Source organism: Curtobacterium sp. B18 (assembly GCF_000333375.1).
In the GTDB taxonomy this organism is placed as follows: domain Bacteria; phylum Actinomycetota; class Actinomycetes; order Actinomycetales; family Microbacteriaceae; genus Curtobacterium.
Genome location: NZ_BACZ01000287.1, coordinates 1 through 15,240 on the forward strand (window position 1 = coordinate 1; position 15,240 = coordinate 15,240).

The 15,240-nt window shown below is 72.7% G+C and carries 14 protein-coding genes, 3 tRNA genes and 1 pseudogene; 14 read left to right on the forward strand and 4 right to left on the reverse strand.

The annotated features are described in order from the left end of the window. Positions 1-1,317: 2-succinyl-5-enolpyruvyl-6-hydroxy-3-cyclohexene-1-carboxylate synthase (locus tag I5E_RS25305; protein ID WP_022906441.1), on the forward strand; the 1,317-nt coding region annotated here is incomplete at its 5' end. Positions 1,318-1,390: 73 nt separating this feature from the next. On the opposite strand, the gene I5E_RS07530 is transcribed toward I5E_RS25305, so the two are convergent. Continuing rightward, positions 1,391-2,650 (reverse strand): isochorismate synthase, encoded by a 1,260-nt coding sequence (locus I5E_RS07530; protein WP_031261816.1) that lies wholly within the window; start codon positions 2,648-2,650, stop codon positions 1,391-1,393. 59 nt (positions 2,651-2,709) lie between these two features. On the opposite strand from I5E_RS07530, the gene I5E_RS07535 reads away from it, so the two are divergent. The 5 genes and pseudogenes from I5E_RS07535 (at position 2,710) to I5E_RS26290 (ending at position 7,223) form a co-directional block, all read left to right on the forward strand. Next, positions 2,710-3,501: a demethylmenaquinone methyltransferase gene (locus tag I5E_RS07535; protein WP_022906443.1), complete on the forward strand. Its 792-nt coding sequence runs from the start codon at positions 2,710-2,712 to the stop codon at positions 3,499-3,501. Positions 3,502-3,534: 33 nt separating this feature from the next. Next, positions 3,535-4,614: a polyprenyl synthetase family protein gene (locus tag I5E_RS07540; RefSeq protein WP_022906444.1), complete on the forward strand. Its 1,080-nt coding sequence runs from the start codon at positions 3,535-3,537 to the stop codon at positions 4,612-4,614. A 90-nt stretch (positions 4,615-4,704) separates the two neighbouring features. After that, a complete protein-coding gene (locus I5E_RS07545; protein WP_022906445.1) occupies positions 4,705-6,087 on the forward strand; it encodes an FAD-dependent oxidoreductase in 1,383 nt (460 codons plus the stop codon). A gap of 19 nt (positions 6,088-6,106) precedes the next feature. Continuing rightward, positions 6,107-6,442, forward strand: a pseudogene (locus I5E_RS26945) (heparan-alpha-glucosaminide N-acetyltransferase domain-containing protein); the annotation flags it as partial. Between the two features lie 205 nt (positions 6,443-6,647). After that, positions 6,648-7,223 carry a DUF418 domain-containing protein gene (locus tag I5E_RS26290; RefSeq protein ID WP_022906446.1) on the forward strand — a complete coding sequence of 192 codons (576 nt, stop codon included), beginning with the start codon at positions 6,648-6,650 and terminating at the stop codon, positions 7,221-7,223. Positions 7,224-7,893: 670 nt separating this feature from the next. On the opposite strand, the gene cls is transcribed toward I5E_RS26290, so the two are convergent. Both cls and I5E_RS07565 read right to left on the reverse strand, forming a co-directional pair. Continuing rightward, positions 7,894-9,354 (reverse strand): cardiolipin synthase, encoded by a 1,461-nt coding sequence (gene cls, locus I5E_RS07560; RefSeq protein ID WP_022906447.1) that lies wholly within the window; start codon positions 9,352-9,354, stop codon positions 7,894-7,896. A gap of 16 nt (positions 9,355-9,370) precedes the next feature. Beyond that, on the reverse strand, positions 9,371-9,859 hold the full coding sequence (locus tag I5E_RS07565) for a YajQ family cyclic di-GMP-binding protein (protein WP_022906448.1): 489 nt from the start codon (positions 9,857-9,859) through the stop codon (positions 9,371-9,373). Between the two features lie 139 nt (positions 9,860-9,998). Between I5E_RS07565 and I5E_RS07570 the strand changes: the two genes are divergently transcribed. The 5 genes from I5E_RS07570 (at position 9,999) to I5E_RS07590 (ending at position 12,631) form a co-directional block, all read left to right on the forward strand. Next, positions 9,999-10,083, forward strand: a tRNA-Tyr gene (locus tag I5E_RS07570). Positions 10,084-10,140: 57 nt separating this feature from the next. Further along, positions 10,141-10,962, forward strand: a complete 822-nt coding sequence (locus I5E_RS07575; RefSeq protein WP_022906449.1) for an inositol monophosphatase family protein — start codon at positions 10,141-10,143, stop codon at positions 10,960-10,962. Positions 10,963-11,108: 146 nt separating this feature from the next. Beyond that, positions 11,109-12,362 (forward strand): peptidoglycan DD-metalloendopeptidase family protein, encoded by a 1,254-nt coding sequence (locus I5E_RS07580; RefSeq protein WP_042723685.1) that lies wholly within the window; start codon positions 11,109-11,111, stop codon positions 12,360-12,362. 91 nt (positions 12,363-12,453) lie between these two features. Next, positions 12,454-12,525: transfer RNA gene (locus I5E_RS07585), tRNA-Thr, on the forward strand. A 32-nt stretch (positions 12,526-12,557) separates the two neighbouring features. After that, a tRNA-Met gene (locus I5E_RS07590) sits at positions 12,558-12,631 on the forward strand. 627 nt (positions 12,632-13,258) lie between these two features. Here I5E_RS07590 and I5E_RS07595 read toward each other — a convergent pair. Then, a complete protein-coding gene (locus tag I5E_RS07595) occupies positions 13,259-13,630 on the reverse strand; it encodes a hypothetical protein (RefSeq protein ID WP_022906452.1) in 372 nt (123 codons plus the stop codon). A gap of 117 nt (positions 13,631-13,747) precedes the next feature. Between I5E_RS07595 and I5E_RS07600 the strand changes: the two genes are divergently transcribed. The 3 genes from I5E_RS07600 to I5E_RS07610 form a co-directional block, all read left to right on the forward strand. Then, the gene (locus I5E_RS07600) at positions 13,748-14,197 is read left to right on the forward strand and encodes a MaoC family dehydratase N-terminal domain-containing protein (RefSeq protein ID WP_083857901.1); all 450 of its coding nucleotides are present in this window, start codon (positions 13,748-13,750) and stop codon (positions 14,195-14,197) included. Beyond that, positions 14,194-14,619 carry a MaoC/PaaZ C-terminal domain-containing protein gene (locus tag I5E_RS07605; protein WP_022906454.1) on the forward strand — a complete coding sequence of 142 codons (426 nt, stop codon included), beginning with the start codon at positions 14,194-14,196 and terminating at the stop codon, positions 14,617-14,619. Before I5E_RS07600 ends, I5E_RS07605 begins: the two co-directional genes overlap by 4 nt. Positions 14,620-14,621: 2 nt before the next feature. After that, on the forward strand, positions 14,622-15,240 hold a 619-nt coding region (locus I5E_RS07610), incomplete at its 3' end, for a UDP-N-acetylmuramate dehydrogenase (RefSeq protein ID WP_022906455.1).

The following is a 15,240-nucleotide window of genomic DNA, read 5'->3' on the forward strand; positions in this document are numbered from 1 at the left end:
CGCGACGTCGAGGCGCCGACCTCCGCCGGTGTCGACGCGGACGCCGTCCGGGGACTCGTGCGCGAGGTGGTCGCCGCGGCCGCCGGGCACACGGGGCAGCCCGGTCCGGTGCAGCTCAACGTCGCGTTCCGCGAGCCGCTCTCCGCCGGGCTCGGCGAGGGGGCGGTCCAGCCGGTGCCCGACGACGAGGTCGACCTCGCCTTCGCCACCCGGCGGGTGCACACGGGTCTGCCCGTGGTCGACCTCACGCCGGACGACGAGCCCGCGACCATCGTCATCGCCGGGCACGACGCCGGGGCGGACGCCGAACGGATCGCCTGGGAGCTCGGTGCGCCGCTCATCGCCGAGGTGTCGAGCGGTGCGCGGTTCGGGCGGAACCTCGTCGTCGCCTACCGTGCGCTCCTCGGCGACCCGGACTTCGGCGGCGCGGTCCGCCGTGCCGTCGTGCTCGGGCACCCCACCCTCAGCCGCGAGGTCCCGGCCCTCCTGCAGCGCGCCGACGTCGAGACGTTCGTGGTCCGCGGACCGGGGGCCGATCCCTACGACCCGGCCCGCGCCTCCCGGCCGGACGCCGCGACCACCGTCGTGTCCGACGTCCGCGTGACGGGCCGCACCCGGCCGGAGCACCGTGCCTGGGTCGGGCGGTGGGTCTCCGCGAGCCGCGCGCTGCTCGGCGGGGGCGACGCCGGACCCGACCTCGACGCCAAGCGGTCCAGCGACCGTGCCGAGCGGAACAAGTTCCTCCGCGACGAGGTGGCGCTCCGCCGCCGCGCGGTCGACCGAACCATGCTCGCGGACGCCGTCTGGGGTGCGACCTGGCCGCACGACCGCCTGGTGCTCGGCGCCTCGCAGATCATCCGCGCCGCCGACGGGCACGTCCCGGGCAAGGCGATCCGGGTGCACGCGAACCGGGGGTTGGCGGGCATCGACGGGACGATCTCGACCGCGCTGGGGATCGCCGCCGCCCTCGAACGGTCCACGGCCTCGGTCGGCACCACCCGTGTGCTGCTCGGCGACCTGACGCTCCTGCACGACCTCGGGGCGCTCGTCACCGGCACCGAGGAGCACCGGCACCGCGTGCAGGTCGTCGTGGGGAACGACGGCGGGGGAGCGATCTTCCGCGGGCTCGAGGTCGCGGCGACCACGCCGGAGGCCGACATGCGCCGGATGATGACCACCCCGCAGCACGTCGACGTCGAACCGGTGGTGACCGGGCTCGGGTGGACGTACCGGCGTGCCGAGACCTGGGGCGACCTCGAGCGGGTGCTGACGGACCCCGCCGAGCGCGTCGTCATCGAGGTGCCGTTGGCCGACTGAGCGGACCTGTCGGACCGGCACCGCGTCGAGCGGCGGCCGACGTGCCGGGCCGGCACCGCGCCTCCTGGCCCGACTAGGCGAGTGCGTCGGTGACCGGGCGGAACTTCAGGGTCGTCTCGGCAACCTCGCGGGCCGGGTCGGATCCCGCGACGATCCCCGCGCCCGCCCATGCCCGCACGGTGCCGTCCTCGGTGATCCGTGCGCTCCGGAGGGCGAGCATCCACTCGCCGTCACCGTTCGCGCCGAGCCAGCCGACCGGTCCGGCGTAGCGCCCGCGATCGACCCCCTCGAGCTCGGCGACGAGCCGGACGGCCACGTCGGTCGGGGTCCCGGCGACGGCAGCCGTCGGGTGCAGGGCGTCCGCGACGTCGAGCGAGGTCGTCCCGACGGGCAGCGTGGCCTGCACGTCGGTCGCGAGGTGCCACAGGTTCGGCAGCTGCAACCGGAACGGCTCCGGGTCGGCGCGCAGCTCGGAGGCGATCGGGGCGAGCGCGGCGAGCAGGCTCTGGATGGCGAACCGGTGCTCCTCGACGTCCTTCGTGCTCGCGGCGAGGGCCTCGGCGGCGGCCCGGTCGGACACCGGGTCGGTGCCGCGCGCCGCGCTGCCGGCGAGCACGCGAGCCGAGAGCCGGGTGCCGTCGGTCCGGGCGAGGGTCTCCGGTGTGGCACCGATGATCCCGTCGACGGCGAACGTGACGCACTGCGGGTACGCCTCGGCGAGGTCGAGCAGGATCGCCCGGCGATCGGCCCCGTCGGGCAGCGTCCCGACGAGGTCCCGCGCGAGCACCACCTTCTCGGCGTCGCCGGCCGCGATCCGGCGGACGGCGTCGGCGACCTTCGCGGCGTAGGCGTCCTCGTCGACGGCGCCGGGGCCGAGCGTCACGGACACGTGCGGCCCGACATGCGGGACCGGCACCGAGGTGCGGGTGAAGGCGAGGGGCTCCGGGGCGAGCGTGGTGTCGACGGCGGTGAGCCAGGCCTTCCCACGGCGCCGACCGATCACGACGCGCGGGACGATGAGCACGCTCGTCTCGGCCGAGTCGTCGGCGAAGGCGAAGGACCCGAAGGCGACGAGTCCGGTGCCGCGCAGCTGCACGGGGTCGTCGACGACGGCCTCCTGCACGAGCGACCGCCACGCCGCCGAGGCCTCGCGCATCCGGTCCGGGCCGCTGAACGTCCACCGCACCGCCTCGCCGATCCCGACGATGCCGTCGCCGTTCCGGACGAACGCGAGCGGGCTGTCCCGGAGGGTGTGGCGGAGGACGGCGCCCGGATCGTCGAGGATCCGGGTCGAGACCGTCAGCGGTGGGGCCGCCGTGGTGGTTCGGGTCACGCCACCGATCGTACGCGCCACGCGGGGAACGTCCGGGCGCGACCTCTAGGATGTTGTGGGTGAGCAGAGCGGACCTGAACAAGCGGCCGGACGAGGTGGCGGCCATGTTCGACGACGTCGCCGCGAAGTACGACCTCACGAACGACATCCTCTCGGCGGGCAACGCTCCGCTGTGGCGTGTCGCGACGGTCCGCGCGGTCGATCCCCAGCCCGGCGAGAAGGTGCTGGACATCGCCGCGGGGACCGGCACGAGTGCGGCGGCGTTCGCGAAGAAGGGTGCCGACGTCACGGCGCTCGACCTCTCCGCCGGCATGATCGCCGTCGGTCATGAACGCCACCCCGAGATCACCTTCGTCGAGGGCAACGCCGAGCAGCTGCCCTTCGACGACGACACCTTCGACGCCGTGACGATCTCCTTCGGGCTGCGCAACGTGAACGACCCGATGCAGGCCCTCGGCGAGATGCTCCGGGTCCTGAAGCCCGGCGGCCGCGTCGTCATCTGCGAGTTCTCCACGCCCCCGCTGGCGCTGCTCCGCTTCGGGTACGGCACGTACCTCAAGCGGGTCCTCCCGGGTGTGGCCAGGCTGTCCAGCAGCAACCCGGCGGCCTACCGCTACCTGGCCGAGTCGATCGAGGCGTGGCCCGACCAGCAGGTCCTCAGCCAGTGGCTGCGCGGCGTCGGGTTCTCGGTCGTCGCCTACCGGAACCTCACGGCGGGTATCGTCGCACTGCACCGTGGTCGCAAGCCGGTCGCGGGCGAGGTCCGTGAATCCGTCGCACGACGCGCCAAGGCCCGTCGTGCGCACCAGCACACCGGTGAGCAGCCGAGCGTCGACCCGACCGACGCCTGACCGGTCCCTCCACCCCCGAACACGGAGCAGCACTTGAATCCGAGCGTCCCGGTCGCACGTCGCGCACCGAGTCTCCGCGCATCGCTGGGCATCGGCGAGCGACTGTTCGCAACGCCCGCGGAACGCCGGTTCATCGCCGCGGTCGACGACGGTCTCGAGCTCGTCGAGCGGGGGCTCGAGGACGCCATGCGCTCCACCGACACCCTCGCCGACACCACGAGCCGGTACCTGCTGTCGGCGGGTGGCAAGCGGATCCGTCCGACGCTGACGCTCCTCATCGCCCAGCTCGGCGACGGCGTCACGGACGCGGTCGTCAAGGCCGCCGTGAGCATCGAGACGACGCACCTGGCGTCGCTGTACCACGACGACGTGATGGACGAGGCGCCGGTCCGGCGCGGCGTCCCCGCGGCGCACGTGACCTACGGCAACAACGTGGCGATCCTGACCGGCGACCTGCTGTTCGCGCGCGCCAGCCTCATCACGGCGGACCTCGGCACCGAGGGCATCCGGATGCAGGCCGAGACCTTCCAGCGGCTCTGCATGGGCCAGCTCCACGAGACGACCGGCCCGCAGCCCGAGGACGACCCGGTCGAGCACTACATCCAGGTGCTCAGCGACAAGACCGGTTCCCTGATCGCGACGGCCGCCCGCGCCGGCGTCATGTTCTCCGGAGCGGACCGCGTTTACCTCGACGCCGTCGGCACCTTCGGCGAGAAGGTCGGCGTGGCGTTCCAGCTCGTGGACGACGTGATCGACCTCGCCCCCGCGAAGGACAAGACCGGCAAGATCGCCGGCAACGACCTGCGTGCCGGCGTGGACACCCTCCCGCTCCTGCAGCTCAAGCGGCTCGCCGCGACCGGTGCGCCCGACGCGGTGGACCTGCTCGAGCGCATCGAGCGTGACGTGAACGCCGCGCCGGACGACGTCGTCGACTCGACGCCCTACCAGTCGGCGGTGGCGGCACTGCGCGAACACGAGGCCACCGCCGCCACGCGCGCCGTCGCGGTCCGCTGGGCGATGGACGCCGTCGACGCCCTCGAACCCCTGCCGGACGGCACGGTCAAGCGGGCCCTCGTCCGCTTCGCCGAGTCCGTCGTCGAACGCAGCCGCTAGCGCGGCACCACCGCGGTGGCCGACGGCCCCGCCCCTCGACCCCCTCGACCACCTCGGGAGCACCGCACCCGAACGAACTGGAGACGATCAGTGCCCACCCTCCGAGTCGCCATCGTCGGCGCAGGCCCCGCCGGCATCTACGCCGCCGACATCCTGCTGCGCGAGGCCCACGGCCACGACGTGTCGATCGACCTGTTCGAACAGCTGCCGGCCCCATACGGTCTGGTCCGCTACGGCGTCGCCCCGGACCACCCGCGCATCAAGGGGATCATCAACGCCCTGCGCGACGTGCTCGACCGCGGTGTCGTCCGCCTGTTCGGCAACGTCCGCTTCGGCGAGGACATCACCCTCGACGACCTCAAGCAGCACTACCACGCGGTCGTGTTCTCGACCGGCGCGATCAAGGACGCCGACCTCGACGTCCCCGGGGTCGAGCTCGACGGGTCCTACGGGGCCGCCGAGTTCGTCAGCTGGTTCGACGGGCACCCCGACGTCCCGCGCACCTGGCCGCTCACCGCCTCGAGCGTCGCGGTCATCGGCAACGGCAACGTCGCCCTCGACGTCTCGCGCATCCTCGCCAAGCACGCCGACGACCTGCTGCCGACCGAGATCCCCGCGAACGTGTACGAGGGCCTCAAGGCGTCCCCGGTCACGGACGTGCACGTCTTCGGTCGCCGCGGTCCGGCGCAGGTGAAGTTCACGCCGCTCGAGCTCCGCGAGCTGGGCGAACTCCGCGACGTCGACATGATCGTCTACGACGAGGACTTCGACCACGATGAGGCCTCGAAGACCGCCATCGCCACGAACAAGCAGGTCATGGTGATGAACCGCGTGCTCGAGCAGTGGCGCACCCGCGAGACGGGCCAGGCGAGCCGCCGGCTGCACCTGCACTTCTACGCGAAGCCCCTCGAGATCGTCGGCGAGGACGGGTCCGTCACCGCGATCCGCTACGAGCGCACCCGGCCCAACGGCCAGGGCGGCGTCGAGGGCACCGGCGAGGTCCGCGAGATCCCGGTCCAGGCGGTCTACCGGGCCGTCGGCTACTTCGGCTCACCCCTGCCCGGCGTCCCGTTCGACGAGCGGCACGGGGTCATCCCGAACCACGAGGGCCAGGTCCTGGGCGACGACAACCAGCAGATCCCGGGGGTCTACGCGACCGGCTGGATCAAGCGCGGACCGGTCGGGCTCATCGGCCACACCAAGTCCGACGCGATGGAGACCGTGCAGCACATCGTGAACGACCAGGCGAGCTGGTGGACGCCCGCCGACCCGTCCGAAGGTGCCATCCCGGCGCTGCTCGCCGAGCGCGGTGTCGAGTACACCGACCTCGACGGCTGGCACAACCTCGATGCCCACGAGCTCGCCCTGGGCGCACCCGAGGGTCGCGAGCGCATCAAGGTCGTCCCGCGTGACGAGATGGTCGACGTGTCCCTCGGTCGCGTCGACGCGCGCACGGGCTCGGCGACGAGCTGACCGGCACGACGCGCCCGCCATGACGACCGCACGCCCCGCGCCGCCCACCGCGCTGCGGGGCGTGTCCGCGTCCGGGGTCCGGCTCGACGGTGTCGACGTCGCGCGCGCACTGGCGCTCCTCGGGATGATGGCGACCCACGTCGGCGGGATCGCCGACCAGGTCGACTGGTCCGACCCCGGCACCTGGGCGGCCGTCGCACACGGCCGGTCCTCGTCGCTCTTCGCCGTGCTCGCCGGCGTCTCGATCGGCCTGACGAGCGGTCGGACCGCACCGCCCGGCCCGCCGAGGATCGGCCGCGTCCGCGCCAGGCTCGCCGTCCGCGCGGTCGTGGTCGTCGCCGTCGGGCTGCTTCTGATGGCCCTGGAGACCCCGGTCTACGTGATCCTCCCACCTAAGGCGTCCTGTTCCTGCTCGCCGTTCCCGGTGCTCGGGTCCGCGCCCGCTGGCTGCTTGTGCTCCCGCGGTGTGCGCCGTGCCTCGCCTGTGGTCGCGATCGGAATCGCCCCGCTATACGCCGGGGCGGGCACCTGGGAGGTTCAGCTCGGCCTCGTCTACCCCCGTGGTCACCTTCCTGGCGTACGTCCTGGTCGGTCTCGCCCTCGCCAGGGCGGGACTGGAGGCGCGGCGCACCCAGGTGGTCGTCCTCGCGTCCGGCACGGTGGCGGCCGTCGTCGCGTACCTCGTCGGCAACGCGGTCGCGCCGGTGCCCGCCGATGCCGGGTTCGCGTTCCCCGGTGTGCCGTACGCGGGGGAGGGGAGCACCGCCGCCGAGGCCGCCGCGCAGCTGTTCCTGTCGCCCCGGGACCACTCGTCGTCCATCGTCGACGTGGTGGGCACCGCGGGGGTGGCCGTGGCCGTCATCGCGCTCTGCACGCTCGTGTTCGACGGTCGGGGTGAGGTCGTGCGCCGCATGGGGTACCCGCTGGCGGCGGTCGGGTCGATGCCGCTCACGGTGTACGCGGGGCACCTCGTCGTGCTCGCGGCGCTGCCCGAGTACCCGGAGTCAGCGGCCGCGTGGGGGTGGTTCGCGATCGGCTCGGTCGTGTTCGCGATGCTCTGGCGGCGGTTCTTCGGGCGTGGCCCCCTCGAACGTCTGACCGCCCGGCTCACCCGCATGGTGCCCGAGTCGCGCTGACCGGCCGCGCTGCCGGCCGCGCTGCCGGCCGCCCTCGCACGGGGTGGCCAGCTCCGCACGGTGCTGCTTCGGCGATCCCGTGCCCCGGCGATCGCTCGGTGCGGCGTTGTAGCCCCGCACGGTGCGGTCACCGGCGCACGGCTTGGCCGACCTCGCGCGGGGTGCCCGGCTCCGCACGGTGCGGCTTCGGCGATCCCGTGCCCCGGCGATCGCTTGGTGCCGCGTTGTAGCCCCGCACGGTGCGGTCACCCGCGCACGGCTTGGCCAACCTCAGGCGGGGTGGTCGACTCCGCACGACGCGGTCACTGGAGCACGGCTTGGTCGTCATCGCGCGGGATGTCCAACTCCGCACGGTGCGGGTTCGGCGATCCGGTGCCCCGTCGGTTGCTCGGTGCGGCGTTGTAGCTCCGCACGGCGCGGTCACTGGAGCACGGCTTGGCCGACCTCGCACGGGCTGGTCGACTCCGCACGGTGCGGCTTCGGCGATCCCGTGCCCCGGCGATCGCTCGGTGCGGCGTTGTAGCTCCGCACGGTGCGGTCACCGGCGCACCGGCCGAACAAACTCGCACCGTGCTGGGCGCGAGACGCCCCCGCGCCCCAGCCGCGCCCCGCGCCCCGCGCCCCGCCCGCGCCCCGCGCCGGGGCCGACCCGCGCCTCCTGGCCCGCCCGCTACTGCAGCGCCGCCGTGAGCCGCGCGACGTTGTCGAGCACCTTCGACCGCCGCGGCCGGTCCTCCCACGCGTCCAGCGTCAGCTTGAAGCTGTGCTCCTTGTAGGCGGCCTGGACCTCGCGCAGGGCGTCCACGAACCGGCTGCCCCGCACCATGACCGAGACCTCGAGGTTGAGGCTGAACGACCGCATGTCCATGTTGCTCGACCCGATGACGGCCACGTCGTCGTCGATCGTGAAGTGCTTCGCGTGCAGGATCGTCGGCGCGCGGTACAACCAGATCTTCACGCCGGCCCGGAGCAGCCCCTCGTAGTAGGAGCGCTGCGCGTGCCAGGTCATCGCGTGGTCGCCCATCTCGCCGACGAAGAGCTCGACCTCGACCCCGCGCTGCGCCGTGGTGGTGATGGCGTAGAGCATCGAGTCGTCCGGCACGAAGTACGGCGAGGTGATCGACACCTTCTGCTGCGCCGAGTAGAGCAGCGCGTTGAAGAGGCGCAGGTTGTTCTCGCCGTCGAACCCGGGGCCGGACGGCACGACCTGGCAGTCGAGCGCGTCGCCGCGGTCGGCCCGCTGCACGGGATCGCTCTCGCGGAGGAGCAGTTCGTCGGTCTCGCTGTACCAGTCGGTCACGAACAGCGCGTTCAACCCGGCGACCACCGGCCCCTCGAACCGGGCGAAGAGGTCCTTATACTGCATGCCCTTGTCGATGTGGGACTTGAGGTCGTACGACTTGTCGATGAGGTTCTGCGACCCGGTGAACGCCACCCGGCCGTCGATGACCATGATCTTGCGGTGGTTCCGCAGGTCGGGGCGCTGGAACTTCCCCTGCAACGGCAGGAGCGGCAGCATGAGGTGCCACTCGATGCCGGCGCGGTCCATGAACGCGAGGGTGTCCTTGTAGCCCGGGTAGCCCCGGCTCGCCCAGTGGTCGAGCAGGAAGCGCACGGTGACCCCGCGGGCCTGGGCCCGGGCGAGCGCCTCGAAGAACGGCCGCGTGGTGTCGTCGAGCGTCGCGATGTAGAACTCGACGTGCACGAACCGCCGGGACTCGTCGATCGCCCGGGTCATCTCGGCGATGGACTCGTCGTAGTCGGGGTAGAGCTCCGCGGAGTTGCCGCCGACGAGGGGCATGGCGCCCAGCTCGCGGTTCAGACGGGTGACGCTGTCCAGCCAGGCCGGCCACGGGTGGTCCCGCCGCACGCGCTCGATCCCCTCGGTCTGCTCGAGGATGTACGCGTTGATCTCGGTCTGCTTCTCACGCCGGGCGTGCGGGAGCTTCGTCGACCCGATGACCAGGAAGACGATGAACCCGATGTAGGGGATGAGGAAGATCGCCAGGAGCCAGGCCGTCGCGGTCTGCGGCTTCCGGTTGATCGGGACGTAGATGATCGAGAAGACGCGGATCGCCAGGTCCAACAGGACGAGGAGGACCGTGATCAGGACGCTGAGCCAGTGCTCCACGGCGGCGGTCGGCGGATCAGCGGAAGTTGATGAACTGCAGCGGCACGTCGAACTCTTCACCCTTGAGGAGCTGGATCGTGTTCTGCAGGTCGTCGCGGCTCTTCGAGGAGACGCGCAGTTCGTCGCCCTGGATCTGGTTCTTCACGCTCTTCGGGGCGTTGGCCCGGAGGAAGGCGCCGATCTTCTTCGCGACGTCCTGCTCGATGCCGTTCTTGAACTTCACCTCGATGCGGTACTCCTTGCCGGACGGGTAGGGGTCACCGGCGTCGAGGCTCTTCAGGCTGATGTTGCGCTTGATCGCCTTGCTCTGGAGGACGTCGAGGACGGCCTTGGCGCGCTCCTCGGAGTTCGCCTTGATGAGGACGTCCTCGCCGCTGAAGGCGATCGACGCGTCGGCACCCTTGAAGTCGTACCGTTGTTCGATCTCCTTGGCGGCCTGGTTGAGGGCGTTCTCCGCCTCCATCTTGTCGACCTTGCTGACCACGTCGAAGGAGCTGTCTGCCATGCGGGACAGCCTATCGGCGGACGGGAGGCGCGGTTCGGCACCCACGGACCGGCCTGCGGTGGTCACGAGCACGGTCCCGGATCGGCTATGCTTTCTTGCGCGCCTCCGGTTGGTGACCACACCGGCTGGGAGCGCACACGGCAAGTTACCCAAGCGGCCAAAGGGATCTGACTGTAAATCAGCCGGCGTAGCCTTCGGGGGTTCGAATCCCTCACTTGCCACCATCGGAACGGCCCCGTCCACATCGGACGGGGCCTTTCCGTTTCCGCGAGGATGGTCGCATGCCCTCCGACCTCACCCCCGCCCGGTTCGCCGACCTCGCCGAGTCCATCGCCCGCGAAGCAGCAGCGCTCGCCGCTCGCCGCAGGGCCGAGGGGGTCGAGGTCGCCGACCGGAAGTCGAGCGTCGTCGACGTGGTGACGGCGGCGGACCGCGAGGTCGAGGCGCTCATCCGGGCGCGGATCGCGACGGCCCGGCCGGACGACGCCTTCTTCGGGGAGGAGTCCGGCACCGGCTCCGGGACCTCCGGGGTCACCTGGGTCGTGGACCCGATCGACGGGACCGTCAACTACCTCTACGGCAGCGCCGAGTACGGGGTGAGCATCGGCGTCGTCCGCGGCCCGGCCGACCCGACCAGCTGGGAGCCGATCGCCGGCGTGGTCGTCGCACCCGCCACCGGCGTCGTCCACCGCGCCGCCGTGGGTGAGGGCGCCACGCGGGACGGTGCACCGCTCCGTGTCGGCGCACCCGCGTCACTCGCCGAGACGCTCGTCGCCACCGGGTTCGGGTACACCGCCGAGCGTCGCCGGCAGCAGGTCGGGGTGCTCGCCGGACTCATCGGCGAGGTGCGCGACATCCGCCGCGGGGGAGCGGCGTCGCTCGACTGCTGCGCGGTCGGGGCGGGCACGGTGGACGCGTACTACGAGCGGGGGATCAACCCGTGGGACATGGCCGCCGGTTCGATCGTCGCGCGCGAGGCCGGGGCCGAGACCCGCATCTGGGAGGCCGGCGGGACGCGGTCGTTCCTCTTCGCCGCACCCGCCGTCGTGGACGAGCTCGCGGCGCTCCTCCAGCGGCTCGAGGAGTCCGTGCTCGGGGCGTGAACACCCCGTCCCCTCACTCTGGGGGAGCCGTGTGGTCCGGGCGAGGACTGGCGACACGGTAGGCGTCCTGCTACCGTTCTCGGGTCCCGTTATCTGCTCGTTACCAACGAGCGCACATCGCCCCGATCAGGATCCACGCCGAACACATGCCCCACTCTCCCCTCTCGCCCGTGCACACCGACGGCCCAGCGGACGATCCCGCACCGGTCGTCCACCTGACCCGACGGGCCCGCATCGAGGCGGAACGCGCGGCGGCGACGGCGGGGGGAGTGCCGGCCGACGTCGAGCACGCGACGGTCGTGGCGGAGGCGAGCAGCGCCTCCCGGCCCGCGCTCGCCGAGCCGGCCTTCGACGAGCTCGTCACGCCGGGGACACCCGCGACGCCGGCCGCTCCGGTGTCGCCCATCGACCTCGCGCCGGCGTCGCCGGCCATGCCCGCGTCGACGGCCTCGCCCGTGACGCCGCCGGCACCATCGTCGCCGGTCGTGGCCGCGGGGCCCGCGGTCGCGGCGACCGTGCGCTCCGCCGCCGGCACCCGACGTGTGCTCGGCCAGGTGCCGGCGTCCCGTCGCCCCGCGCGCGCCGCGGCTCCCGTCGCACCCCACGTCGACCGCGCCACCCGGCACATCGCCCGGACGGACCGGTCCACCCGGCCCGCCGTGGCTGCTGCACCGTCGACCGTCCCGCACACGCGGACGCAGGGGGCGTCGTTCCGGCGAGCTGCCTCACGTGTGACCGCCGTCGGTGCCCTGCTCTTCGTCGCGGGCCTCGTCGTCTCGACGTCCCTGCCGGCCCAGGCGCTCTACACGCCGGAGCCCGGCTCGTCGTCCGCGCGGACCTCGGTGTCCGGTGCCACGCAGTCCCTCAGCGTCGGTGCGGGTGCGGCCGACGCCGAGACGAACCGCGACCAGTACTCGGTGTCCTCGGCCACGCAGTACAAGAACGTCGACGCCTCGAGCTTCACGAACGACCCGAACGGCACGATCCAGTGGCCGTTCCTCACGGGCGTCCCGATCACCTCCGGGTTCGGCGGACGCCAGGTCGAGGGGTGCTCGTTCTGCTCCACGAACCACATGGGCGTCGACTTCGCGCCGGGCGAGGGCACCCCGATCCGGGTCATCGCCGGTGGCACGGTCATCAAGGTGCAGGCGAACGACGGTGGCTTCGGCAACGACGTCTGGGTCGAGCACGACGTCGACGGCAAGCAGTTCGTCAGCGTCTACGGCCACATGGAGGACAACTCCTTCAAGGTCGTCAAGGGCCAGCAGGTCGAGGTCGGCGACGAGCTCGGCCTGGTGGGCAGCACGGGCAACTCGACGGGCCCGCACCTGCACCTCGAGGTCCACGTGGACGGCGTCCCGGTGGACCCGCTGGCGTGGCTCAAGGCGAACGCGAACTAGCGGTTCCGCGCGGCACGCCCGGGCGTCACGCCCGGTTCCTGACCACCGTCGCGGGTCTGCTATCCTCGTGTGGTGCCGCCGAGCGGCACATGCCCCGATAGCTCAGTGGTAGAGCACTTCCATGGTAAGGAAGGGGTCGTCAGTTCAATCCTGACTCGGGGCTCCGACCCGGCGCGGCAGTCGCGCCGGATCCTTGGCGGGGTAGCTCAGTTGGTTAGAGCACACGACTCATAATCGTGGGGTCGCGGGTTCAAGTCCCGCCCTCGCTACCGCAAGCCCGGCGATCCGTTCGCCGGGCTTTCGTCGTTCTCGGGGCGTGGTCGCGCGCCGTGCTGGGCGCGCGCGACCCGCCGGTGTCGTGCCTGCTCGGCGGGTGCCGGCTGCCGGCGGGTGCCGACGTCGAACCACGTTCCGGACATCGAGCCAGGGCCGCGACCTGGTTCGACGTCGTCTCCATGGTTCGAACGTGCGCGGGCGCGCCGGGGGACGCCGAGGCATCAGCCCGCGTCCGCACCCCGCTCCGAACATCGCGCCCCGCCGGGACGGGGCGCGGTGTTCGTCACGGGGCGCAGCGCGCAGCGGTGGCCACCTCGGGCTGGCCGGCCGGGCCGCCTGCCCGCGCGACCTCCCGCCGGTCGGCCGACGCCGATCGGCGCCGCCGCGCCCCGCCGGGACGGGGCGCGGTGTTCGTCACGGGGCGCAGCGCGCAGCGGTGGCCACCTCGGGCCGGCCGGCCGGGCTGCCTGCCCGCGCGACCTCCCGCCGGTCGGCCGACGCCGATCGGTGCCGCCGCGCCCCGCGCTACCTCCCGCCGGTCGGCCGACGCCGATCGGCGCCGCCGCGCCCCGCGCTGCCTCCCGCCGGTCGGCCGACGCCGATCGCTGCCGCGCCCCGCGCTACCGCCCGCTCAGGACGCCCGCCTGCCGCAGCGCCCGCTCGATCACGCCCGCCGTGCTGCGCCAGGCGTCGTGCCGCCGCTTCGCACCGATCTCCCCGCCCGACACCGCCGTGCCGTGCCCGGAGTGCCGCAGCGTGATCGTGGTCGACGTCCCCGTGACGGTCGTCGACAGCTCGTACCGTCGGAACTCCCGCGACGGGTGCACGAGCGCACCGAGCAGGATCGTGAGCAGCCGGTTCCCGGTCGTGGCCGTGAGCGTGCCGCCGGTCGACTCGACGTGGTGGCCGGCCCGCTGCAGTGCGGCACCCGCGGCTTCCATCGCCGTGCACCGATCGCCCGTGTGCACGGCGAACTCGGTCGTGTGGTCCATCGTTCCTCCCCATCCCCAGAAGACCGGCGTCGGTTCCCCCGAACCGCGTCCCACCAGCATAGCCGATGCATACTCATCAACACCGGCCCCCGAGTGGGCGTCGGTAGACTGCCGGACGTGTCAGTGAACCCCGAGCTCGTCGGCAGGACGTTCCCGCCGGCTGCGCCCTACCTCGTCGGTCGTGAGAAGGTGCGCGAGTTCTCCCGCGCCGTGTTCGCGACGAACCCGATCCACCACGAGCCCGACGCCGCCCGCGCCGCCGGGTACGACGACGTCGTCGCCCCGCCGACCTTCGCGGTCGTCGTGCAGGAGGCCACGCTCGCCCAGCTTCTCGCCGAACCCGACGCCGGCATCGACTTCTCGCGCGTCGTCCACGGCGAGCAGGCCTTCACCTACGAGCGGCCCATCGTCGCCGGTGACGAGCTCACCGCGACGCTGACGGTGACGAGCGTGAAGACGCTCGGCGGCAACGCCATGGTCACCGCCGAGAGCACCATGAACGACGCCGCGGGGGAGCACGTCGTCACGGCGACCTCCACCCTCGTGGTCCGAGGAGACGACGCATGACCGCCGCACCCGTGACCACGCTCGAGGTCGGGACGGTCGTCGCCGAGCGCGAGGTCCACATCACCCGCGACTCGCTCGTCCGCTACGCCGGTGCGTCCGGCGACTTCAACCCGATCCACTACCGGGACGACGTCGCGGCCTCGGTCGGGCTCCCCGGCGTCCTGGCGCACGGCATGCTCACCATGGGCCTCGCCGTCCAGCCGGTGTCCGAGTGGCTCGGCGACCGCGGCTGGGTCGTCCGCTACGGCGTGCGCTTCACCCGTCCCGTGGTCGTCGACCCGGAGCAGGGCGCCACCGTCGGCGTCGTCGCCAAGGTCGGCACCGTCGACGACGACGGCCGCCCGCAGCGCATCGACCTCACCGTGACCGCCGCCGGGCAGACCGTGCTCGGCAAGGCGCAGGTCACGGTGGCGTTCCGCTGACCGTGACGGAGCCGGTGCTCGCCGACCTCACGACGCTGCGCGTCGGGGGCTCCGCGGCGCGGCTGCTCACCGCGACCACGACCGACGAGCTCGTCGCACACGTCACCACGGCGTGGGACGACGACGAATGGCTCGTCCTCGGAGGTGGCAGCAACCTCCTCGTCGCCGACGACGGCTTCGACGGCACCGTCGTGCTCGTCCGCACGACCGGCGTGGAGCACGAGTCCGACGGCGACGGCGTCACCGTCCGCGTCGCGGCCGGCGAGCCGTGGGACACGTTCGTCGCGACGACCGTCGAACGCGGCTGGACGGGCCTGGAGGCGCTGAGCGGCATCCCGGGCACCGTCGGCGCCGCCCCCGTGCAGAACATCGGCGCCTACGGTGTCGAACTGTCCGACGTGCTCACCCGGATCGAGTTCCTCGACGCGTCGACGGGGGAGCGCGCGTGGGTGCCAGCGGCCGAGCTGGCGCTCGGCTACCGCACCTCGACGCTCAAGCACGGGCGACGGGGCGCGGTGCTGACGGTCGAGTTCCGGCTCGGCACGGCGTCCGACGCCGGGGTCGCGGTCCGCTACGCCCAGCTCGCCGGGTCGCTCGGGGTCGAGCTCGGGGCGTTCGTCG